The 21,770-nt window shown below is 65.2% G+C and carries 22 protein-coding genes, 1 tRNA gene and 1 pseudogene; 16 read left to right on the top strand and 8 right to left on the bottom strand.

The window, feature by feature from the left end:
* Nucleotides 1-494 precede the first annotated feature (494 nt).
* The 3 genes from ACQ3I4_RS11650 (at nucleotide 495) to ACQ3I4_RS11640 (ending at nucleotide 3,665) form a co-directional block, all read left to right on the top strand.
* Nucleotides 495-1,235 carry a response regulator transcription factor gene (locus ACQ3I4_RS11650; RefSeq protein WP_329862846.1) on the top strand — a complete coding sequence of 247 codons (741 nt, stop codon included), beginning with the start codon at nucleotides 495-497 and terminating at the stop codon, nucleotides 1,233-1,235.
* On the top strand, nucleotides 1,232-2,827 hold the full coding sequence (locus ACQ3I4_RS11645; protein WP_430633593.1) for a sensor histidine kinase: 1,596 nt from the start codon (nucleotides 1,232-1,234) through the stop codon (nucleotides 2,825-2,827). Before ACQ3I4_RS11650 ends, ACQ3I4_RS11645 begins: the two co-directional genes overlap by 4 nt.
* Before the next feature lie 172 nt (nucleotides 2,828-2,999).
* Nucleotides 3,000-3,665, top strand: coding sequence for a hypothetical protein (locus tag ACQ3I4_RS11640; protein ID WP_329862849.1), 666 nt, complete (start codon nucleotides 3,000-3,002; stop codon nucleotides 3,663-3,665).
* 219 nt (nucleotides 3,666-3,884) lie between these two features.
* Here ACQ3I4_RS11640 and upp read toward each other — a convergent pair whose 3' ends face one another.
* Complete coding sequence (gene upp, locus ACQ3I4_RS11635) at nucleotides 3,885-4,523, bottom strand: uracil phosphoribosyltransferase (protein ID WP_329862851.1); 639 nt, start codon at nucleotides 4,521-4,523, stop codon at nucleotides 3,885-3,887.
* 48 nt (nucleotides 4,524-4,571) lie between these two features.
* On the opposite strand from upp, the gene tadA reads away from it, so the two are divergent.
* Both tadA and ACQ3I4_RS11625 read left to right on the top strand, forming a co-directional pair.
* Nucleotides 4,572-5,054: a tRNA adenosine(34) deaminase TadA gene (gene tadA, locus ACQ3I4_RS11630; protein WP_329862853.1), complete on the top strand. Its 483-nt coding sequence runs from the start codon at nucleotides 4,572-4,574 to the stop codon at nucleotides 5,052-5,054.
* Nucleotides 4,975-5,688, top strand: coding sequence for an ATP-dependent Clp protease proteolytic subunit (locus ACQ3I4_RS11625; protein WP_430633599.1), 714 nt, complete (start codon nucleotides 4,975-4,977; stop codon nucleotides 5,686-5,688). The genes tadA and ACQ3I4_RS11625 overlap by 80 nt, the downstream gene beginning before the upstream one ends.
* A gap of 15 nt (nucleotides 5,689-5,703) precedes the next feature.
* On the opposite strand, the gene ACQ3I4_RS11620 is transcribed toward ACQ3I4_RS11625, so the two are convergent.
* Together ACQ3I4_RS11620 and ACQ3I4_RS11615 are read right to left on the bottom strand one after the other, a co-directional pair.
* Nucleotides 5,704-5,898 carry a hypothetical protein gene (locus ACQ3I4_RS11620; protein WP_329862854.1) on the bottom strand — a complete coding sequence of 65 codons (195 nt, stop codon included), beginning with the start codon at nucleotides 5,896-5,898 and terminating at the stop codon, nucleotides 5,704-5,706.
* Nucleotides 5,899-6,087 carry a helix-turn-helix domain-containing protein gene (locus ACQ3I4_RS11615; RefSeq protein ID WP_430633592.1) on the bottom strand — a complete coding sequence of 63 codons (189 nt, stop codon included), beginning with the start codon at nucleotides 6,085-6,087 and terminating at the stop codon, nucleotides 5,899-5,901.
* A gap of 106 nt (nucleotides 6,088-6,193) precedes the next feature.
* On the opposite strand from ACQ3I4_RS11615, the gene ACQ3I4_RS11610 reads away from it, so the two are divergent.
* A tRNA-Ser gene (locus ACQ3I4_RS11610) sits at nucleotides 6,194-6,283 on the top strand.
* 60 nt (nucleotides 6,284-6,343) lie between these two features.
* Here the strand turns inward: ACQ3I4_RS11610 and ACQ3I4_RS11605 are convergent.
* Both ACQ3I4_RS11605 and ACQ3I4_RS11600 read right to left on the bottom strand, forming a co-directional pair.
* Nucleotides 6,344-7,438 carry a tyrosine-type recombinase/integrase gene (locus ACQ3I4_RS11605; RefSeq protein WP_430633591.1) on the bottom strand — a complete coding sequence of 365 codons (1,095 nt, stop codon included), beginning with the start codon at nucleotides 7,436-7,438 and terminating at the stop codon, nucleotides 6,344-6,346.
* Nucleotides 7,439-7,549: 111 nt separating this feature from the next.
* Nucleotides 7,550-8,014, bottom strand: a complete 465-nt coding sequence (locus ACQ3I4_RS11600) for a helix-turn-helix domain-containing protein (RefSeq protein WP_430633590.1) — start codon at nucleotides 8,012-8,014, stop codon at nucleotides 7,550-7,552.
* Between the two features lie 93 nt (nucleotides 8,015-8,107).
* On the opposite strand from ACQ3I4_RS11600, the gene ACQ3I4_RS11595 reads away from it, so the two are divergent.
* The 8 genes from ACQ3I4_RS11595 to ACQ3I4_RS11560 all read left to right on the top strand — a co-directional run bounded on the left by ACQ3I4_RS11595 (nucleotide 8,108) and on the right by ACQ3I4_RS11560 (nucleotide 16,285).
* A complete protein-coding gene (locus ACQ3I4_RS11595; protein WP_430633589.1) occupies nucleotides 8,108-8,344 on the top strand; it encodes a helix-turn-helix transcriptional regulator in 237 nt (78 codons plus the stop codon).
* Between the two features lie 78 nt (nucleotides 8,345-8,422).
* Complete coding sequence (locus ACQ3I4_RS11590) at nucleotides 8,423-9,193, top strand: bifunctional DNA primase/polymerase (protein ID WP_430633588.1); 771 nt, start codon at nucleotides 8,423-8,425, stop codon at nucleotides 9,191-9,193.
* On the top strand, nucleotides 9,190-10,464 hold the full coding sequence (locus tag ACQ3I4_RS11585) for a hypothetical protein (RefSeq protein WP_430633587.1): 1,275 nt from the start codon (nucleotides 9,190-9,192) through the stop codon (nucleotides 10,462-10,464). The genes ACQ3I4_RS11590 and ACQ3I4_RS11585 overlap by 4 nt, the downstream gene beginning before the upstream one ends.
* A 480-nt stretch (nucleotides 10,465-10,944) precedes the next feature.
* On the top strand, nucleotides 10,945-11,253 hold the full coding sequence (locus ACQ3I4_RS11580; protein ID WP_430633586.1) for a hypothetical protein: 309 nt from the start codon (nucleotides 10,945-10,947) through the stop codon (nucleotides 11,251-11,253).
* Nucleotides 11,254-11,265: 12 nt separating this feature from the next.
* Nucleotides 11,266-11,433, top strand: a complete 168-nt coding sequence (locus tag ACQ3I4_RS11575) for a hypothetical protein (RefSeq protein ID WP_430633585.1) — start codon at nucleotides 11,266-11,268, stop codon at nucleotides 11,431-11,433.
* A gap of 2 nt (nucleotides 11,434-11,435) precedes the next feature.
* The gene (locus tag ACQ3I4_RS11570; protein ID WP_430633584.1) at nucleotides 11,436-12,416 is read left to right on the top strand and encodes a hypothetical protein; all 981 of its coding nucleotides are present in this window, start codon (nucleotides 11,436-11,438) and stop codon (nucleotides 12,414-12,416) included.
* A 274-nt stretch (nucleotides 12,417-12,690) separates the two neighbouring features.
* Nucleotides 12,691-15,474, top strand: coding sequence for a DNA methyltransferase (locus tag ACQ3I4_RS11565; RefSeq protein ID WP_430633583.1), 2,784 nt, complete (start codon nucleotides 12,691-12,693; stop codon nucleotides 15,472-15,474).
* Entirely contained in the window at nucleotides 15,467-16,285 is an 819-nt protein-coding gene (locus ACQ3I4_RS11560; RefSeq protein WP_430633582.1) for an AbiJ-NTD4 domain-containing protein, read from the top strand. The genes ACQ3I4_RS11565 and ACQ3I4_RS11560 overlap by 8 nt, the downstream gene beginning before the upstream one ends.
* A gap of 3 nt (nucleotides 16,286-16,288) precedes the next feature.
* On the opposite strand, the gene ACQ3I4_RS11555 is transcribed toward ACQ3I4_RS11560, so the two are convergent.
* From ACQ3I4_RS11555 to ACQ3I4_RS11545, 3 genes and pseudogenes are all read right to left on the bottom strand, one after another.
* Nucleotides 16,289-16,882 (bottom strand): hypothetical protein, encoded by a 594-nt coding sequence (locus ACQ3I4_RS11555; protein ID WP_430633601.1) that lies wholly within the window; start codon nucleotides 16,880-16,882, stop codon nucleotides 16,289-16,291.
* 69 nt (nucleotides 16,883-16,951) lie between these two features.
* A pseudogene (locus tag ACQ3I4_RS11550) lies at nucleotides 16,952-17,308 on the bottom strand (DUF2510 domain-containing protein); the annotation flags it as partial.
* 1,730 nt (nucleotides 17,309-19,038) lie between these two features.
* Entirely contained in the window at nucleotides 19,039-19,185 is a 147-nt protein-coding gene (locus tag ACQ3I4_RS11545) for a hypothetical protein (protein ID WP_430633581.1), read from the bottom strand.
* Nucleotides 19,186-20,828: 1,643 nt separating this feature from the next.
* On the opposite strand from ACQ3I4_RS11545, the gene ACQ3I4_RS11540 reads away from it, so the two are divergent.
* Both ACQ3I4_RS11540 and ACQ3I4_RS11535 read left to right on the top strand, forming a co-directional pair.
* Nucleotides 20,829-21,137 carry a transposase gene (locus ACQ3I4_RS11540; RefSeq protein WP_430633580.1) on the top strand — a complete coding sequence of 103 codons (309 nt, stop codon included), beginning with the start codon at nucleotides 20,829-20,831 and terminating at the stop codon, nucleotides 21,135-21,137.
* Nucleotides 21,134-21,770: DDE-type integrase/transposase/recombinase (locus ACQ3I4_RS11535; RefSeq protein ID WP_430633579.1), on the top strand; the 637-nt coding region annotated here is incomplete at its 3' end. The genes ACQ3I4_RS11540 and ACQ3I4_RS11535, both read left to right, overlap by 4 nt.

Here is a 21,770-nt window from a genome sequence, read left to right as displayed (position 1 = left end):
GTGCGGACGGTCCTAGGCCTGCATTCGGCAACAGCTCCGCGCGCGGCCATAGCCATGGCCCCACGTGGGTTCTGCGGCTGCAGTTGCTGGTGCGGTGATGTTCACAATGACTAGTCTGCGCGTAATAAAAAGAACCCGCAAGTAATAATCATGCAGGACGTCCACATAGTGAGATGAAACTGGCCAAATGTGATGCGCTTCACACTAGGCAGTTCTCTGAAAGAAGCCCTTGAGAAGACGCGGGCTGTTCAGCGAATCACCCAAGGCCTGTCCGATCTGACCATTCTCGGGCCATCCTGGCACCCCTGCCGCCTTGATTGCATAAGTATGCACGCCTCCATGAATGTTCGCAGCTGGCGGGAACGCCCGTCGCGTACGCCTTGACAAGATGCCTCCCCATGTCAAGTGCCCCGCACTAGGCTGGAGGCAACGCTCACAGCCGCCTCACAGCCATGGTAAAGGTTGATCCCACAACCTCCGAACAGGATGGACCCATGACCAACTCCCGCTTCGTGCCCAGCCAGCTGCCGCGCCTCGCCCACCCGGATGGCTCCCCCATCCGCGCGCTCGTGGTGGACGACGAGCCCTCGCTCGCCGAACTCGTCTCCATGGGAGCCCGCATGCTCGGCTGGGAGGTCCGCGTCGCCCACGACGGGCCGTCCGCCGTCCAGGAGGCCCGCGCCTTCACTCCCGACGTCCTGGTCCTCGACTGGATGCTCCCCGGCTTCGAGGGCACCGAGGTCCTGCGCAAGGTGCGCTCCTTCTCCCCCCATGTCCCGGCCCTGTTCCTCACCGCGAAGGACGCCGTCGAGGACCGGATCGAGGGACTGTCCCTCGGTGGCGACGACTACGTGACCAAGCCCTTCAGCCTCGAGGAGGTGCTGCTGCGCCTGCACCGCATCGTGGAACGCTCCGGCGTCGCCGCCGCCGACGCCGCGGAGCTCGTCGTCGGCGACCTCGTCCTGAACACCGACATGCGGGAGGTCCGCCGCGCCGGCGAGGAGGTGGCCCTGACGGCGACCGAGTTCGACCTGCTGCGCTACCTCATGGAGAACCCCCGGCGCGTCATGAGCAAGAACCAGATCCTCGACAACGTCTGGCAATACGACTTCGGCGGCCAGGCCAACATCGTCGAGCTCTACATCTCCTACCTGCGCAAGAAGATCGACGCCGGGCGCGAGCCCATGATCCACACCGTCCGGGGCGCGGGCTACGTCCTCAAGCCGGCCACGTGAACACCGCACCCCCACCCGGGCCCCGCCCCCGCAACGTCCCCCCGGACCCCGGCACCGGCGTCGTCCCCGCGGAGCCCGCCCCCGCGACCCCGAGCCGGCGCAGACTGAGCCTGAGCTCGCGCATGCTCGCCGCCGTCATCGCGCTCCTGGCACTCGTCTGCCTCGTGATCGGGCTCATCACCCACGCCGCCATGGCCTCGACCCTCTACGGGCAGCTCGACGAGCAGCTCACGCACGCCTCCTCCCGCGCCGCCGCGTTCAACGGGGCCGGCGGTCCAGGCCTCTCCGACCCGCTCAACGCGCCCGGACAGGCCTCCGGGACGCTGAACTTCCGGCTCGTCGGCAACACCCTCGAGGTCGGCGGCGTCCTGGACCCGGAGACCGGCGAGCGCCGCGACCTCTCCGGATTCACGCAGGAGGACGCGCAGTCCATCGCGGCCGTGGCCCCCGGGGAACCACCCGTCGACGTGGCCCTCAGCTTCGGCGACTACCGGCTCATGGCCGTCCGCCCCGACGGCGGCGCGGGCACGCTCATCACCGGGCTGCCGCTCACCGCGGCGCACGACACCCTGACTTCGCTCAGCTGGACCATGCTGCTGGTCTCGGCCGCCGGCGTGCTCGCCACGGGGCTGGCCGGAACCCTCATCATCCGCCGCTCGCTGCGGCCCCTGGAGCGCGTCTCCGCCGTCGCCGCGTCCGTCGCGGCCCTGCCGCTCGACGCCGGCAACGTGCGGCTCGCCCAACGCGTCGCGCCGGACGACGCCGTGCCGGGCACCGAGGCCGGCAACGTCGGTCACGCGCTCAACGCCCTGCTGGACAACGTCGAATCCGCGCTCGAGGTCCGCCAGGCCTCCGAGGAGAACATGCGCCGCTTCGTCGCCGACGCCTCCCACGAGCTCCGCACCCCGCTCGCCGCCGTGCGGGGCTACTCCGAGCTGGTCTCCGCCACCGAGCACCTCAGCGACGACGGCCGGCGCTCCCTGGACCGCGTCGTGGAGCAGAGTCGGCGCATGGGATCGCTCGTCGAGAACCTGCTGCTCCTGGCCCGGCTCGACGAGGGCACGGAGGCCCAGCGATCCGACGTCGACCTGACCCTGCTCGTGGCCGAGACCGTGAGCGACTTCCGCGTGACCTCGCCCGGACACCGCTGGCGGCTCGAGCTGCCGTCCGAACCCGTTCTGGTCCACGGTGACCAGGGGCAACTCGGACGCGTCCTGAACAACCTGCTCTCCAACGCCCGCAAGCACACCGCCGACGGCACCGAGGTCACCGCGACGCTGGCGCGATCGGGCGACGGCGGCTCCGCGGTCCTGCGGATCGCGGACGACGGCGCCGGCATCGAGCCGGGCTTCCTGCCGCGGGTCTTCGAACGCTTCGCCCGCGCCGACCGCGCCCGCTCCGGGAACGACGGCACGACGGGGCTCGGGCTGCCGATCGTCAAGGCGATCGTCGAGGCGCACGGAGGATCGATCGGCGTGGCGAGCCGGCCAGGGCTGACCGAGTTCACCGTACGCCTGCCGCTCGCCGCGAACCCGGGACGGATCGTTCCGCCGCGGCCCACGGGACCGCCGAGCGTCCGTTCCACGGGCTGAGCGCCGGGGAACCAGGGAACGCCGCGCGGCGGATGGGACGTCAGGGACGGAATGCCCTCCGCGGCCCGCTCCTCAGCGCGGCGTGCCGCTTCAACACGCCGCGCCCTGGCCCGGCCGGCCCGGTCCATTCCGTCCGCGGCGTCCCATTGCGCCGCCGGCGTAGGCTGGCTTCATGCCGGACACCCCGCCCGACGCCAGCCGCCCTGGCCTCGCGATCGCACCCGCGCAGGACACGCCGGCGACGGTCGGCCCGCAACGCGAACTGCTCCGCTCGGTCTTCCGCGACGTGCTGGACCGCGTCGCCCCTGCTTACAGCGTGGCCGACTGGCGGCCGGCCGATGCCGTGCGTCAGAAGGGCCGGGGCTCGTGCAGCCAGCGGCTCGCGGTCGTCGAGGACGAGGCCCGGGCCGCCGGAATCGCCGTGCGCACGCACGGGCTCGAGGTCGGGGCCGCGTTCTGGCACCGGCGCTTTCCCCGGCACCATCGGGTCCTGCCAGCCACCGTGAAGCTCCCCTGGCCCGAGTTCCTGTGCGACGGGGCATGGCTCGCCGCGGAGGACGTCTTCGATCCGCAGCCCGGGCGTCGTTTCGCCAACACCGGCTGCAATACGCTGTTCGAGGCGTTGATCGACGGGATCGTGACGTGGCGCGGAGACGATCCCCACGGCCGCGACAGCCTGGCCCGGCACGTCGTCGCCGACCATGGGCGGTTCCCTGACCGGGCCGCGTTCGCCGCGGCGTGCGGCACGACCTTCCCCCGGGCCGTGGCCCCTGCGGTCGACGCCTACCTGCGGATCATCACGCGGGACTCGCTCCGGCGGGAGAACGAGACGCCCTGACGCGTGCTGTCTTGTCAGAGCAAAGGGACGTCAGGGCAATGGGACGTCAGGGACGGAATGTCCTCCGGGGCCTGCCGCGAATGACGGCGTGCCGTTCGGACACGCCGCGCCATGGCCCGGCCGGCCCGGGGCATTCCGTCCGCAGCGTCCCATGGCACCGCGGTCCCGATGCACCGCGGTCGCCTCGCGCCGCGCTCAGGCCGTGGGGCCCAAGGGTGGCTAGTGCGCCAGGCCGTAGAGGCGGTCGCCGGCGTCGCCGAGGCCGGGGACGATGTAGGCCTTCTCGTTGAGTTTCTCGTCCTGCGCGGCCAGCACCAGGTGGACCCGGTCGTCGCCGCCGTGCTCGGCCTCGAGGCGGGCGATGCCCTCGGGCGCGGCGATCAGGCAGATGCACGTCACGTCGGCGGCGCCGCGGTCGAAGAGGAACTTGATGGCCTCCACGAGCGTCCCGCCGGTCGCAAGCATCGGGTCCAGGACGAACACCTGGCGGCCCGTGAGGTCCTCGGGCAGGCGCTCGGCGTAGGTGACGATGTCCAGGGTCTCCTCGTTCCGGGCCATGCCCAGGAATCCGACCTCGGCGGTGGGGACCAGCCGCGTCATGCCCTCGAGCATGCCCAGCCCGGCGCGCAGGATCGGCACCACGAGCGGGGTGGGCTTGGCGAATGCGGTGCCCGTGGTCGTGGCCACCGGCGTGACCACGTCGACCTCGACCGTCTTCACCTCACGCGTGGCCTCGTAGGCCAGCAGGGTGACCAGTTCGTCGGTCAGCTGCCGGAACACCGGGGAGGACGTGTTCTTGTCCCGCAGGACCGATACCTTGTGGGCCACCAGCGGGTGGTCGACTACCTGTACGCGCATGCCCCCAAAACTACCAGCCCGCCCCCGCTGCTGGACTAGGGTTGGAGCGTGATCCGGGATGACGCGCGCCACGCCGAGTGGATGGGCCACGCGCTGCGCGAGGCCCGGCTCGCGCTGGAGACGGGCGACGTGCCGATCGGCGCCGTGGTGATCGCCCCGGACGGCGCCGTGCTGGGGGCGGGCCGGAACCGCCGCGAAGCCGACGGCGACCCCACGGCGCATGCCGAGATCGTGGCGATCCGCGCCGCGGCGACCGCCCTGCGGGCCGCCGGGAGCGACGACGGCTGGCGGCTCGCGGACTGCACGCTGGTGGTGACGCTGGAGCCGTGCCCGATGTGCGCCGGGGCGATCGTCTTGGCCCGGATCCCGCGTGTAGTTTTCGGCGCGTGGGACGAGAAGGCGGGGGCCTCCGGCTCGGTCTTCGACGTGCTGCGCGAGCCCCGTTTGAACCATTGGGTCGAGGTGTTCCCGGACGTGCGCGGCGGCGAATCGGCGGGGCTTCTGCAGGAGTTCTTCCGAGCCCTGCGCTGATCCGGAGGACGACGCCGGGGCCCGGCTTCGTGCAACGCTGGCCCTGGGACTGGCCTGCAGCGCGGGGCAGTTCCTCCTCTCGGCCGGCACGCCGGGCAAGCGCAGGGCTCTTCCGCACTCGCGGATCCTGATGCACCAGGGCTCGGCCGGCATCGGCGGCTCCACGGTGGAAGTCGAGGTCCAGGCGGATGACCTGCGGCACACGCGCGACACGGTGCTGGGGCTCATCGCCGAGGACACAGGCCAGGCTCCCGAGCGGATCATGGACGTCTACTCGCAGCTGCTCACGGAGCGGATCGTCTACCTCGGCACCTCGATCGACGCCGGAGCGGTCCTGCTGGCCGGAGGGGCCCCGGGCCTGCGCTCCATGCTGCCGCACGCCCGCGTGGTGCTGCACCAACCTGCCGGGAGCGGCCGGGGAACCATTCCCGACCTGATCCTCCAGGCGGACGAGCTGGTGCGGATCCGTGCGGAGACCGAACGACTGCTCTCCCTCCACACGGGGCGGACGGTCCGGGCCCTGCGGGCCGACACGGACCGGGAGCGGGTGCTCACGGCATCCGAGGCGCTCGACTACGGAATCGTCGACGAGGTCCTGGACCGGCGGCCGGCGGCGCCGGCGGGCTCCCGGTAGCTCCCTGCGCGGACGCTATGCCGCGAGGGCGAGGACCGGAACGGAGCCTGGCACCGGCGTCGTCCTCGTTGATGCCGCCGCGGCGGGCGCGGGCGGAATCGCGGCACTGGGGGCGCGGACGAGGACGCGGGCTCCGCGCAGCTCGGCCGCGACCTGCCACGTGAGGTCGAGCAGGGTGGTTCCCAGCGCCCCCGCCACGGCGGCGATCATCTAGCTTGAGGGCTCCTTGAGGCCGCGCTCGATCTCGGAGAGGTACTGCGGGGAGATGCCGGCCAGGCGGGCCGTGTCCGCCAGGCGGTCGCCGCGGGACGCACGCAGGAGGCGCAGCCGCCGCCCGAGGACTTCCCGCCACAACGGCTCGGGTTCCGGCACTTCCGGGGTTGCTCTGCGCTGCTCCATGCCCCAGCGTAGGCACGGTCTCCGCGGGGCAGTCACGCGGTTCCGCTGCAGGCAGAGCACCCCGGTTTGGGCGGCCGCCACCGCCTCCGGTACAGTAGACCAGTCTGGTGACGTGTCCGAGCGGCCGAAGGTGCAACACTCGAAATGTTGTTTGGTGTAACAGCCAACGTGGGTTCAAATCCCACCGTCACCGCCACCTGAAAGGCGCTTGCTTCGTTGACAACACAGCGAAGCAAGCGCCTTTCTCATGTCCAGATCACGCCTGTGAGCGCGTTTTGAGCACAATTTTCTGTGATGCAGCGTGATCAAGCGCAGCGCCAACACTGTCCAGGTCGTCCTCGAAGAGATCCGCGTAAGTGTCTAGGGTCATAGTCGCCGAAGCATGGCCAAGCATGCGCTGCACGGCCTTGACGTTCGCCCCGGCGCTGATGGCCAGCGAGGCGGCCGTGTGCCTTAGCTCGTGTGGCGTCATGCGTGGAAGGCCAGCACGCTGCAGGGCGCCGACGAACCATCCACGGCTCGTCTTGCTTGTTCCCGTCCGCGTGAGGAATCCACCGTCGGCTCCGGCGAACAACAAATCGTCCGGCAGCTTGCCCTTCATCTGCTCGCTCAGGGCTTCGGCGAGAAACTCGGGGTAGGGAACGGACCGGCGTTCGTGGGTCTTGGGCGTCCCGACCACCACGGTATTGCCCACTTCCACGGCGTTCTGGACGACGTTGAGCCGCCGCCGCAGCGGATTCACGTCTCGGATGCGAAGCCCCGTTGCCTCACCCCAGCGAAGGCCCGTATAGGCGAGAAAGAGGACCAGCAGAGGATGCTTCGCTTCCCCGGCGAGCGCGTGCACTTGTTCGTGGGTCAGGTAGACGTGCTCCTTCTTGGCCTTCCGGGGCAGCTTCACGCCGCGCGCTGGATTGGTGGAGAGCATCCTGTCCATTACTGCGTTGTCGAGGATCTTGGCCAGGATGCCGTGGCAGCGGATGACGAGGGTGGCTGACTTGGTGGCGCTCATTGCGGACAGCCACGTCTGGACTTCAGTGTGCAGGATGTCTGAAATCTGGACGCTTCCCCAACGAGGTCGGACATGGACCGCCCATGCGCTTTCGGTCACACGCAGGGTGGAGGGCTTGAGGTGGGCCTGATTGGCGAGCCACTTCTCTCCCAGGTCGCCGACGGTTGTCCGACCGGCCGAGACCGAGATGAACTCGCCCTTGAGCTTGGACACCTCCACCGTCGCCGCGAACGCCTCGGCGTCCCGCTTGGTCCGGAATCCCCGCTTCATCGTCGAGCCACGGTCGGGCTTGCGGTAGCGGACGGTGTACGTGCCGTCAGCTTCTCGGCGGATCGACGCCACTACGCTGCACCGCCCGTACAGACGCCCGCATCACGCCCGTGCGTCATCGTCGCACCCACCCATGCAATACGTCTGTACACGCCCTGCTGCGTCCGGCAGGGAGCGTTCTGCTCATTCCGCATCGCGCATTGCCTCCCGGACAGCAGCTTTGAACTCGGGGGTACGGAAGGCGGCGAGCATTCCCCCGTACAGAGAGGGCGTCCCAACCAGGGTTCCGCCGCTCAACCCCATATCGATGTGCAGGGCTCCTTCGCCCTTGGCCCACCCCCAGAGGTTGTCGGCTGACAGATCCTCGGCGCCCGTAATGGCTACTGTGCCTGGCTCATCTTTCTCGGGAAGCAGCAGGTCAAGGGGAGAAACATGCAAGACGATGGAGATTGCCATCAGATCGTCGGTGTCGATGCGCCGAGTGCCGTCCTCGATTCGCCTGAGTGGCAGGGCCAGGATCGGCCACCCGATGCTGTCGAGGGAACGGCTCATTTGGGCGTAGGACAGGTCTCGCGCCTTCCTGAATCGGGCGATGTTCGCCCTGACAGTCCCACTTGTCGTTCCGTCGACTTTTTCCTTGCCCGCCAAATTGACTCCTCAGTTGCGCGACTTGTGTAGTCCGTGTTGAATGTATTCGTAAGAACAAAAACGCAAAATGAATCTAACAGATTTGGAGTTGTCGTGTCGAAGACTGATCGCGCCGCCGATCCGCAAGAACACCCTGGCAAGAAGTCGTTCCTCGATCCGCACGGCCTCGCGGAGCGTTGGGGCGTGAGCCGTCAGAACCTCGCGAACATGCGCCACCGGGGCGTTGGCCCGGTTTTCACGAAGTTGGGCGGCAATGTCCGGTACGCGCTCGATGACGTCGAAGCCTACGAAGCCTCCCAGCGCTTCGCTCGAACAGATCAGCCCGCTTAGGCAACTACTAGAAGGCCGGGTGCACGAAACAACGACGACGCACACCCGGCCAACACTCCGAGAAAGGGAACCTCAACAATGCCCAACCCGCACATGCATTATGCGGATGCGTCGTCGCCCACCACAACGGCGGGGACTCCCCTGGCTGATGTACCGCAGATCCCGCTGACCAGCAGGGGCACGCCCACCGAAGCGGGCTGGCCCAACAAGGGCCGGCTCCACATCGATTCCATCCACGTCGGCTACCTCGCGGACGGGCTGGCGGTCCTCGACGTGGACAACAAGAACGGCAAGCGCGGCAGCCGGGAGCTCAAGGCCATCTTCCGGTCCCTTGGACTTCAACCCAAGATCAGCACGTTCGCCACGGCCACACCGAGCGGCGGCAACCACATCTTCTGGCAGGACCCGCGCATCGGTCTCACGAACACCGTGGATGCCTTCGGCCACGTGGGTCTCGACTTCCGCGTGGGAAGGAACGGGTACGTAAGGGACTTCCCGTCGCCGGGGTATCGGATCCTCAACAAGCGCCCCATCGAACCCATGCCCGGGAAGCTGATCGACTACTTCGGCAACAAGATCGCCGAGCGCCGCGCCAGGCTTGCGGCCCGCTCAACTGGCCTGGGTGGAGTTGTGCGTCACACCATCAACGGTCTGGAGTACGCGGTCTACAACGCTCCCATCGGCCAGCGGAACGCCACTCTCTTCTGGGCGGCCTCCCGTGTCGCCGAAATGCCCGCCGCCCGCCACCGGAGTGCATTGCGGGCCATGCGGCGTGCCGCTTTCGACATTGGTCTGGGACATGACGAGGTCGAGAAGACGATCGCCTCCGCCTTCGGTGGTGCCGCGTGAACCGCCCGATGTCGGAAGGGAGGTTCTGGAACTCGCGAGAATTCCTGGCGACGATCCACAATGTCGCTCTCGCCCGGCTTGTCTCGCCGTACGCCGTCCTCGCCCACGTCCTCGCCCGCGTCGCGGCCAGCACGCCGCCCCACGTCGTACTGCCCGCATTCGTCGGCAGCAAGGGCTCCCTGAACGTCATCATCGCCCTCGTCGGACCGTCAGGGTCGGGCAAGGGCGCTGCCTCGGGAGCATCGCACGACGCCGTTGTCACACCCGAAGTCTTCACCGCGCCACTTGGCTCCGGCGAAGGCATGGTCAAGGCCTTCGCCCACAGGGAGCGGAACAAAGACAATGAGTGGAATACGGTCATGGACCGAACTCGTGTCCTGTTCCACGCCGACGAAGCAGACACCCTGGCAGCCCTGGGATCGCGCACGGGGTCTACGACATCGAGCCTCATGCGCTCGGCATGGTCCGGCGAGCGTCTCGGGGCAACGTACGCGGACGAAACCAAGCGGGTCGTCCTCGAGCCGCACAGCTATCGGGCAGTCGTCACCCTGGGCGTCCAGCCCAAGCGCTCAGCGACGCTGCTCGGCGAAGCCGCTGGCGGAACTCCCCAGCGCGTCCTGTGGATGCCAAGCACCTACGCGGAGCTCGTTGAAGATCCGCCGGAACCGTTCGACGCCTACGAGCTTCCCGTTCTGAACTGGGACGGCGCCTCCGGTGCTGGGAACGATTTTCTTATCGAGTTCCCCGCCCACGTGGCGGCATGCGTTCGGAAAGAGCGCCTGAAGAACGCGCGGGGGGAATCCGAGGTCTCCGAACTGGACTCTCACAGCACCCAGTCTCGGCTCAAGGTTGCTGCCCTTCTGGCGATCCTGAATGGGAAGAAGAAGGCGTCGCGCGTAGATTGGCACCTCGCGGGCCACATCATGGCCGTCTCGGACCGTACGCGCTCCGAATGCACGGCCGCGATTGAGGAACTCGAAGCGGATGCCTCCCGGGAACGCGGTCGCCAGCGCGCAGTCGAGAAGAGCGCCCGCGAGGACCACGAGGCGGACCAGAAGAACAAGAGGTGGGCTTCGATGCACCGACAGCTCACCACTTCGAACTCGATGCTGTACTCCGCCCTCTACAAGTCGATCACCCGAAGCCAACGCCGAGGACCCGACCACTTCAAGCTGGAAGTCGAGTCTTACGTCCGCGACCAGTGGCTCCTTCACGACGAGCAGACGAACCGCTACCGCCTCGGGCCGAAGGCCGAGGCACCGGCCACCTGATCCCACCAATGCATTACGTCCGTACAGACCCCAGAAAGGGACCTACCCGATGACCACCCATTCCAGCTCCGCCAGGACGCGTCAGACGCTGCCGGGGACGCGCGTCAAGCGCTCGCCCGTTTCCCCACCACGAGCCGCCAAACCTCGCTTGACCACGAACAGCCTGACCACCTATGAAGTCTGCCCAGGCATGATCAGGGCAAGGATTGGAACGTTGCCGCTATCGCGACAGCTCTGGGACCAGCTCGACCGCACATCGGACGGCGAGGTCTTGTACCGCACGAATGTTGACGGGACGACGGCGTACTTGGGCCTCCAAGACCGAAGGCCGGTCGTCATCACCAACGCCCCACGCCTCGACGTCCCCCTGCTGATTCTCCTGTAGCAATCTTCATCCGGCCCGCCAGGGCACATAAACAACGGCACCGTCCCCGCCGACAGGCGACTTCTCAACACTCCGATTTCCGAGAAGGGAACGTCATGCCCTCCGTCACCACCGAACCCGTCTGGATCTGCCATCGATGCAGCCGCCGCGCCTACTCGGGCCGCGTCTACACCAACCTCAAGCAGGCGCTCAACGGCCAGGCCCGCTGGACCGTCGCCCATTGGCAGTGCGACCGCGACGAGCACGGACGAATCGCCTGGGATGCCAACTACTACTACCTCGACATCCGGAACGACCTCACGACTTCCGCGCAGCTCGCGGACACCGACCGGCACGTCCGCATGAAGCGCTGGGCGCGGTCAACCAACTGGGCGGCGACAATCCACGCCGCCCTCAACCGATAAGGAGAAAACCAAATGACCATTCAAAAGGGCCGCAACCTCTACCGCCCCGACCCGCAGCCCTCCGCATCACCTCTCGAGCGGGGGCGTGAACTCTTCAAGGCAGCCGCCGGGCAGGCACCAGCACCGCCGTCCAGCGTTCAATCCGGACGCGACCTCTACAACAACAAGAAGGAGAACTAGCCATGACCCTCAAGACCGATTTCTTCGCCGCGATCCCCGGATACGACGATCTCACCGCAGCCCACGCTCGGCTCGAAGCGAAGGCCCTGGAACTCAACCAGTACAAGCGGCCCGCGACGGTCAACGCGTCCGACCTGATCGATCTGGCCGCAGCTGCCCAGCCCTTGCCGACCGGCATCGCCCTACGCAACAAGCAGATCATCGAAGAAGCGCGGGCACATGACCTCGACCGCCAGTTGTACCGGACGGCTCAGAAGGGGGTCAAAGCCCGGCAGGCGGACTGCATCCGCAGCCATGGCGACGACGGGCTCCGTGTCCTCCGGCGCCGCTTGAAGGAGATCGTGGCCGAGGTCAGGGAACATACCGCAGTGTTGGGCGGGCTGCGTGATGAAGCCCAGGTCTACAAGACCCGCAACGACTCCAAGATCGACGCTTGGGAAGCCCTCGTGAAGCTCGCAGCCGACTACCTCGACGTCCGGGAACTCCAGTTCATGGTCCACGCTGCACAGGCCGGGAGCGAGGCACTCGTGGAACTTCGAACCGTGGCCCAGTTGCGCGACTCGTTCGAGGTCACGTCCCACTGGCGGGACGAGCGGCATCGCGTTCGCCTGGGCACCGGCTCCAACGCCCCAGGAGAAGTCGAGGCCTTTGCCGCGTGGCTCGTCAGCTACGACGTCTCCCCGGCGCTGCAACTGCACCGGACGTTCCTGCCGACCGGCACGGGAGCCGTCGCCGCGCTGATCGATCAGTGCACCGTGGGCACCCCGTGGGTCCCTTCCACGGAGACCGCACAGAAGCTCCTGGGCGCGGCCAGCTACGTCACCAAGCAGCGACTGAGCACCGTCGACCTCGCCGACCGTGAGGAATGCCGTGACCGGATCTACAAGCTGACGCGTGTTCTGGCGAAGCCGTACAAGAACCTCGCAAGCCAGCCCTCGCGCACCAAGACCGTGCATCGGCGCATCTCACTGCCCACCCCGTAGCCCCTGAAGCTCCTGCCCCGCTCAGCATGACTCCCAGCTGAGCGGGGCAGGGTGGCAGGTGCCTATCGACACCGTCGTGTGACGCCCGAGATGCACCCAGCGGCCCGTGAAGCGCGCGCACAGCGTCCAAGACAGCACGCCGCGCGCGATCACACATGAATGCATTATTGGATCGCTACAGACGCATTCACGCTGCCCATGACGTCGCCAATCCCGAATTGTCGGTGGCGTGGGCTAGATTCGGTGGAGACCATCTTGACCGTCGGGGGAAATCATGCAGCGCAGTCGTGCCGAAATTGTGGAATCACTCAAGGCCTTGGCCGAGAGCTGGAAAGACTACAAAGGCACGGAGCGTGCAGGAGCCCAGACCTTCGTCAACGAACTCGTGAAGGCCTACACGGGCGTCTCCAACCCCCGCGAGCTCGACGCCAGCCACGAAGCGCACTTGCCGCTCGACGAGGGCGAAAAGCACGGCTTCATCGACTTCTTCTGGCCCGGCGTCGCCCTCATCGAGATGAAGGGGCCAAAGGAAACCGTCCGGCTCGCGGAGCACCGCCCGCAGATGCTGCGGTACTGGAAGTACTGCGCGACCGACGAACACCCGGCCCCGCCGTTCACCATCCTGTGCTCCTTCGACAAGTTCGAGGTGTGGGAGCCCGGGCGCTACCCGAACGCCCCACGAGACGTTTTCACGCTGGCCGAGCTACCGGACTTCGTGGACTCGCTCGCGTTCCTCATGGGCCACGGCAAGACCCCCAACTACGGCGGTCCCGGCCGAAAAATCACCGTCGAGGCCAGCAAGAACATGATCGACCTGTTCGAGCGCCTAGACCGTCGACTGAGCGGAAATGCCGACTTCTCCCTGACGGACGACCACCTGCGCCGGTTCATCGTCCAGTGCACATGGACCCTGTTCGCCGAAGACCTGGGACTCATCCCGCCGTCGCGCTTCGCAAACCTGCTCAAGGCGCTCGACGAAGACGCAAGCGGTGCGCGAATGCGCATCCCCGGGCGTGAGATTCAGGCCTTCCTGTCGGCCATGAACTCGAAGAAAGCAATGGACCGCAGCGAGGGAATCCTCGCGGGATTGCCCTACGTCAACGGCGGGCTGTTGGAAGACGTGCCCTACGTACCGCTCACCGGCATGGACGTCCGCGACCTCTACAACGCGTCCCGCTTCGACTGGCGATACGTCAACCCGACGATTTTCGGTTCCCTGTTTGAAGGGTGCCTGGGCGACCGCCGCCGCCAGTTCGGCGCGCACTACACCCACGAGCAGGACATAATGCAGATCGTCGAGCCGACGATCCTCAAGCCGTGGCGCGAACGCATCGACGCGGAGACGAACTACAAGAAGCTGGAAAAGCTCCTGCAGGAACTCTGCCAGTTCAAAGTGCTTGACCCTGCCTGTGGCTCGGGCAACTTCCTCTACGTGGCCTACCGAGAGATTCGCCGCCTTGAGCACTACCTCAAGGACAAGATCGACGACGCCAAGCACGCTGCCGGTAAGCCCATCCAGATGCACATCGAGTTCTACCCCATCGAGAATCTGCATGGAATCGAGATTGAGCCGTTCGCGGTTGAGATTGCCCGTCTCACTATTTGGATGGGCCACGCGCAGATGGCCCGAGAAATGAACGTGCAGGGAGACGACCCGCTGCCGCTGCACAACCTGGACACCATCGTGGAAGCCGACGCGCTCAAGGTCGATTGGCCCGAGGTTGACGCGATCATTGGCAACCCACCGTTCATTGGGAGCCAACACATCAGGCGAAACAACGGGGACGACTACATTCCATTCCTCAAGGACACCTTCAACTGCGGGATTGTCGATCTGTGCGCCTACTGGTTCCGCAAAGCGAACGACCACATGCAAGACGGGCAGCGTGCGGGACTCGTTGCCACAAACTCAGTGGCGCAGAACAAGGCTCGGGGTGCGTCGCTGGACTACATTACGGCCTACGGGGCAGTCATTACCGATGCTGTGGCGTCCCAGATTTGGCCCGGCGAAGCCGCAGTGCATGTATCGCTTGTCAATTGGGTGAAGAATCCGACGGTCCCACCAAGAGCGTTCGTTCTTGACAAGCAGCCAGCCTCGGGCATCACCAGCGCACTACGTGAGGGGGCCACGCGAATAGTTGCCGCAAAGCTCGTGGGCAACGTGGGGCTCGCCTTTCAGGGGTGCATCCCGGTGGGCAAAGGCTTTATCCTCGGCGATGAAGAAGCTGAATCGCTCCGCCGTAGGAGGGACGCCGATTACCAGGACGTCATCAAGCGTTTTCTCGGTAGCGACGAACTTGCCAATGACCCAAAACAGGCACCAGACCGATGGATCATCGACTTTGGTGTCATGCCGCTGGAGGACGCCATGGCCTACCCTGCAGCCCTGGAAATTGTGCGCGAACGGGTAAAACCCGAGCGAGATAACAATCGGCGCCAGACGACGCGCGACAGGTGGTGGCGCTACGGCGAAGCACGCCCAGCCCTAAGAAAAAAGATCGAAGGCCTCTCTCGCTATTTGGCGGTCGGACTGCACGGCAAACGACTCCTATTCGTGTGGGCGGACCTGCATTGGATTCCCAGCAATGCTGTTACGGCCGTTGCGAGGGACGACGACCACACGTTCGGCCTTGTGACTAGCTCAATCCACGATGCGTGGGCCTGGGAGCAGTCGTCCACTATCAAGTCGGATATCCGTTATACGCCTTCTACGACGTTCGAGACGTTCCCATTTCCCGACCCGAATTCCCCCCTGCGGGCCGCCATCGAGCAGGCAGCGCGTGTTGTGGTTGAGCAGCGCACGAGCGCCTGCCGCAATCTTATTGCGCAAGGGAAAAACTCAGCCGGGCTTACGGCGGTCTACAACGCGATGGATGAAGGCGCGTTTGCGGACCTTCGGGGCGCACATAGGCGCCTCGATGAAGCTGTCTGCCGCTCCTACGGCTGGGAAATCGGCGTGCTCGATGATCGAGAGGAAATCGTGAGCCGCTTGTACGAGCTCAACGCCAAGATCGCCGCCGATCCGAGCGGCTACAACCCCTTCGGAAAGGATGCCTAACGTGGGTCGGTTTTCTGAGCGTCACGGATATGCCGAGCCACGAAGCACTCTCCAAGTACACGAACTAGACAAGGAAACCCGCGTTGCTTTGTGGGACGTCGTGTATATGATCCCCTTCGCGCAAACACGGGGGGCCATCACATCCCAGGCTTCGCACTTTCCCTTCTGCCGAGCTCTTTGGCAGTTCTGGGGCGAACCGCAAAGCGAACTCCAGGGCAGATTCGTCGAAACTCTTTCCTTGCGGGCGCAACGGAGCATCTATGAGAAGCCCTTTTACGAAGTCATGGACCTCCTCGAGTTCTGCATTGATAATGCAGGTGACCGATACCAGGAAGTGCTCAACCTGACATTTGGGAAGTATCTGGTGGGGTGGCGAGTCGTTGGTGACCAAATAGTCCCAGTTACCGAAGCTGGCGAAGTCGGGGCTATTGAGGATGCGCTTGAATCGACGGCCCCGTTCGCCGGGGCGCGAAAGCACCTTGAGGTGGCCCTCGACCTCTTAGCCGACAGAGAGAACCCAAAGTACGCCAAAGTCGTCCACGAGGCCATATCAGCTGTTGAGGCAATCGCCACTCACTACACCGGGGAAAAGACCCTGGGGGCTGCGCTCAAGAAGCTTGAGGGAAGCGGCGTTCCTGCCCACCGGGCGCTCACGGACGCGTGGGGCAAGCTATACGGGTACACCAGCGACGAGAACGGCGTCCGACACGGCAGCGTCGAGGACAATGATGTTGACGAGGCCTTGGCTACGTACTTCCTTGTGACCTGCTCGGCCTTCGTCGGATACCTAATCAAGAAGGCCGGTCAGTAGCGACTACTCCTCGATGAGTTCGATCTGGTCTACCTGCATCAGCGGGACGGACAGGCTCTGGCTCAACATGCCGGAGTATGTCTGCGTACCGGCAACGGTCGCCAAGACGTGGATGGCGTCGTCCTCGACAAAGGCTCTGAGTTCGTCGCATTCGACCGCACCGGCGGTGAAGACGATGTTGTGGTCATAGTCCCATACATACTCACCGGGTTCGCTTCCGGCGTTGGCGCGGAACATGCAGTCCCCGGTCGCGGCGTCGAACTGAGCGATAGTCCCGTAGAGGGCCAGTTTCTCGCCTGCGTGGGGATCGGCGTCCCTCACGAGAAGGGCCAGGTCGCGGTCCGCAAGGGTCTTGTAGTCAGCGGCGACGACGGGTCCTTCCGTCACCGGCACGGAGGCCGTGGGACTGCCAAAGCCGCTGATGGTGGCGATGGAGACCACGACCGCGACGATGAATGCCACGGGCGCGACGCACAAGCTCGCGATAGACAGTCCCTTGAGCTTCTGCTTCTTGCTGAGGGCCACGATTGCGCAGATCACGCCGACGAGCAGGAAAGCCCAGGCAACGAACGAGAGAAAGGGGACGAACGCAGTCAAGACACCAAGGGCCGTGAAGATACCCGCTGTGATCGCTACGCCCTTCTTCCGAGGAGGCTCCTGCTGCGGTGGAGCAGTTTGCGTATGCTCAGTCCACTTGGCCCCGTCCCACCAACGCAAGACGGTCGGGTCGTTCCCCTGCGGATACCAGCCTGCTTCGTTCAATTGTTGCCCCCAAACTCGAGAATTCGACGTGATGTAGCAATCGTAAGACGCCGGTCTGACTAGTGAGAATTGCCTCTCCGTTCGAGCACGTCGCCATGCGCGTCCTACGTTTCCCAGGTGATCAACGAGTGCCTTTACTGCGATTCCCCAGCCCGTCGGAGCCAGAAGTCGTGCGGCTCGCACGAGTGCTTGGTGGAGGCCAGACGGCAGAGAGCCATCCTGCGCAAGATGGGCGGAGCGTCCCGTTGCGTCATCTGCCATGCGCCAGCGGACTACCTGACATGCGGTGGGCGCGACTGCAAGGCAAGGGCCTTCAAGCAAAGGGTTGGCCCTACGCCCCAGCCTAGGCGGAGGTCGACGGACGACCCGGCGCTCGCCTACCTCGATGAGCCAGCGGGCCTAAGGACGGAACAACTCACCTGGGCGGCCAAAAGCCCCCGACTGCGGGGTGAAGTAGCCGCCCGGTATGCAGCGCGGCAGGCAAAGCTCCGAGCCCGCATGGCCCAGGTCCTGACGTAATGCATTGGTGGGGCGGGCCATGCTGACTCGCCATGTCGTCTCGATGATCTAGCACCCCACAAGTCCCCACTCTCGGCAGGATGAGCACGGCAGGATGAGCACGGCATCTAGCGTCATCACATGCCCCAAATGCCGTGGTCGTGGCCACGGCAACCTGATCGCGCTCGTCTGCTGCTTGGCCGAGCGACGACGCGCGCGTGCCACGGGGAGGGCGGGACCATGCAATGCCTGCCCCGCGGGTTTGCCCTCACTACATTGAGGGCTCGTCCGGTATGAGGCGGAAGTCGTCCTTGGGACTGCGCTCGGAAGTCTCCTACGTTGCTCACATCGATCCGAACGACGGGATCGACAACAACGACGAAAGGCAAGGCAATGACCACCTCCGCTAAGGCCCGCACCGTACGCACCACCAAGGCCACCGACACCGCACCCGCTACGCTCAAGGGCTCCGACCGCCCCCGCAAGCCGACCGCGCACCAGAACTGCACACATGCAAAGTGCGGGGCAGAGGGCAAGCGTGCCCGCGCGAAGTGCCGCCGTGAGCAGGCTGTGGCGGAAGCTGCCGCCACAGCCGCCTGACACCACCCACGCTCCCAGGGCTCCGCATGTGCGGGGCCTCTGGAGTAGCAGCATCAGCGCCGAGCAGCTGCCACCGCAGGGATCTGCCAGCGTGGCGGACAGCCGGGCAGGGCGGCAGCGACCCGCGACCACCCCACCAATGCATTACGCCCTGTCTGACGCGCCCGTACAGATCCCTGTCGCGCCCCAACGACGTGCCGCCCGCGTGATCACCCCACCGCGCGTGTCCACCGTCTCTATGCGCGTCCTGACGTATTGCATTGTTGATGCTGCCGCCCCGACGCTTGCCGCGTCGTCGCACCATCGTGCTGACTGCCCACGCTCGCGACGTTGCTACGCCCCGTTGTCCTCATGCCGTCATCGTCCGTGATCGCAATGCCCATCGCTACCGCGCGCCCCATATCTCCGACGACATGCGCGACGTGCGCCCCAACGACAATGCGCACGACGACACGAATGCACATCCATCTCTGTATCGTCCAAAATCATCCCTCTGACGATCCAACGCAATGCGCGCGCGTGAATGTGTCACCTCGCATGTCCACTCGCTGACACGCTCGCTGACGCTTGCCGCGCACTGACTCCCACACCCCCGACGGGAACCCCTCGTTCTCTCTTGCCCCAGCCCGGAGCGTTCAGCGTTTAGGTTCTCTGGAGAATCTGGAGAAGTCTCTGGATTGCTCATATCGAGGAACGTGGAGACGCAGGGATGCTCACATTGAGCAATGAAGAGACGTTCTCAATGTGCAAGGTGAGCAACTCGTGCTCGCTGCCACCCCTGGCGGGGGCATCCAGGGCCATGACGGGCCATGCGGCAGCCATCCTCGCGATGGTCCAACATGGCTGGCAGGGCGGTCCCCCGGAGACGATGCCGGTCTCCGGAGGACCCACCGTCACAGCTTCTTGCGGTCGGGAATCCAAGCGTCCGTCGCCGCGTCGTAGCGGCTCCATCGGCCCCGGCGCTCGTGTGGCGACCTCTTCACGAACCGGCGCTCACCGTTCAGCGGTTCTTCCGGAATGGCGTAGATGTAGTGGGTCAATGACAGCTCCGATCTGGGGCAGCACGAACTAGACCGTTTGCTACGCTTGGGGCATCTATGTAGGAGTAGATAACGCCCCGGCAGTCTCCCGGTCCACCCGGCGGGCTGCCGGGCCTTTTTGTGTTGATCCAAGCGTAGCGAGCATTGGCGACGGTACCGACGGCAAGGAGCCGATTGCGCGACAAAATTGCCAAATGGACCTGCTTAAGCCCTAGTCAATGGCAAGGGGCGAACGCAGATCTGTGAAAACACAGTGTTATCCACAGCCGAGGAGTTCGGCTGTGGATACCGTGTGGATACACCGCCCTTGGGCCGGTACAATCCGACGCCCGACCTGCCCTCACTCGAAGTTTCTCCGGGCTGCCCGCGCGGGACGGACATGCGCGGGATCATCGGTGATTCTGCCGGCCGGTCGCGGGAATGCGCGACACTTCGCGGGCCGATCAGCGCCTCCGACATACCCGCCCACAATGGGGCAGGTTCTTCTCCCTTCCGGCCAGGTCAAGACTGCTCGACCGGGGCCACCTTGAATGAGAGTGCAATGTACGCCTGACGGCAGCGTCTCAGGTCAGCTTCGAAGGCTCCCCTCACCGTCTCGGGGGGCGCTCAACGACCCGGCGTGACGCGTTACGCGTGACGCCGCCGTTCGCACGCATCACGATTTCACCCGTGTAATCACGGGAATTTTGCCCTCCGAAAGGGAGAGTTAGGGCGTCACGACGCGTCACGGCGAACGAAAGCGTCACGGTCAGATTGCAAGGGCTTGGAACTAACTCTCATGTCATGAAACAAAAATATGAAACTTATATTTCATATATTCCTTTAACTACGCGAGGACTTCATTCTCGGAGTGTGACGGTTGATACGAGCGTGACGCGCCGTGACGTCTCTAGGGACGTCCTAAGGACCCAAAAATCGCGTGATTACGCGGGTTCATTTCACGAATCGTGCGACAACACCGTCACGCGTCACGCGTCACGACGCCCGCCAGGCCAGCCTGGGGGCACCCGGAACGCCCTCCCAACCAATGCATTCGATCTCGCTCAGTGGCAGGCGCTGCCCAGCAAGCCCCGCAGCCTCCTGGCCTCGCTGAGCATCGTGAGCACGATTTGAGCGCAACTTTCTGAAAGGAATGGTGATCTATCGTGATCCGATGTGTTCAATACGCGTTCAAACACAGCGATAAATGGCTATGACTAGGCCTTCTGCGATAGTTCAAATCCCACCGTCACCGCCAGATTGAAACCCCCGCGATCCCAGTGTTTACAAGGGATCGCGGGGGTTTTTCTTTGCCCATTTTCTACCAAAACTGGCGATCTGAAAGTGAATTGAGAGTAGACGACCCGCGCTGAGGCCCCGATCTGACCCTCGCGAACACCCTCCGGATCGATCCACGAATCAACCTGATAAGTGGTGATAGGGGTTGGCGGCGACTCCATGAGGGCCTTACCACGCCAACGATCAAAGCCCGTTTCGCCCTCTCATACGCCGATGAGCGCCTATGCGAAGAGGCGCTGGATCATCAATCTTCTAGCTGATGCCCTGCTGCTTTATCGGGCTGCGAAGGCCGAATCGGGACTGCTGCACGAGTAGGTGACATCTGATCTGGCTTGCCCGCGGGGTGGGTCTGGAAGGATGTTGCTGTGCCCAAGCCCTACCCGTCCGAGTTCCGTGACGACGTTGTGCGCGTCGCGAGGAACCGTGAGCCCGGAGTGACGATCGAGCAAATCGCGAAAGACTTCGGGGTCCACCCGGTGACGTTGCAGAAGTGGCTGCGTCGCGCCGACATCGACGCAGGTGCGAAGCCCGGCCAGTCCCGGACCGAGGCGGCGGAGATCCTCGAGCTGAAGAAGCGGAACCGGTTGCTCGAGCAGGAGAACGAGGTCCTCCGGCGGGCGGCGGCGTATCTGTCGCAGGCGAATCTGCCGGGAAAAGGTTCTACCCGCTCGTGACAGAGCTCGCCGAAGCAGGGGTCCCTGTGACGGTGACGTGCCGGGTGCTCAAGCTCTCCCGCCAGCCCTACTACCGATGGCTGGCCGGCCCCATCACCGATAGCGAGGTCGTGGAGGCGTATCGCGCGAACGCGCTGTTCGACGCGCACAAGGATGACCCCGAGTTCGGGCACCGGCTCCTCGCCGACGAGGCCCGTGACGCGGGTGAGGCGATGTCTGACCGGACCGCGTGGCGGATCGCCTCCGCAAACGGCTGGTGGTCCGCGTTCGGGAAGAAGCGGGGACGTGACGGCAAGAAGCCGGGCCCGCCGGTCCACGACGACCTGTGCGCGGTCGTCGACGAGGACGGCCGGACCCGGCACGTGTTCGCCGCCGAAGCCCCGAACCAGCTCTGGCTCGTGGACATCACGGAGCACCGGACCGCGGAAGGCAAGCTCTACTGTTGCGCCATCAAGGACGCGTGCTCAGGCCGGATCGTGGGGTACTCGATCGACTCGAGGATGAAGTCCCGCCTGGCCGTTCAGGCGCTCGAGAATGCTGTCGCGATGCGCGGCGACGTCGCCGGCTGCATCGTGCACAGCGACAGGGGCAGTCAATTTCGGAGCAGGAAGTTCCTGCGCGCTCTTGCCCTTC

The organism is Zafaria sp. Z1313, from assembly GCF_050563205.1.
In the GTDB taxonomy this organism is placed as follows: Bacteria; Actinomycetota; Actinomycetes; order Actinomycetales; family Micrococcaceae; genus JAZDCJ01.
Note: the sequence above shows the minus strand (reverse complement) of the source record. Positions and strands in the feature narration are given on the sequence as shown.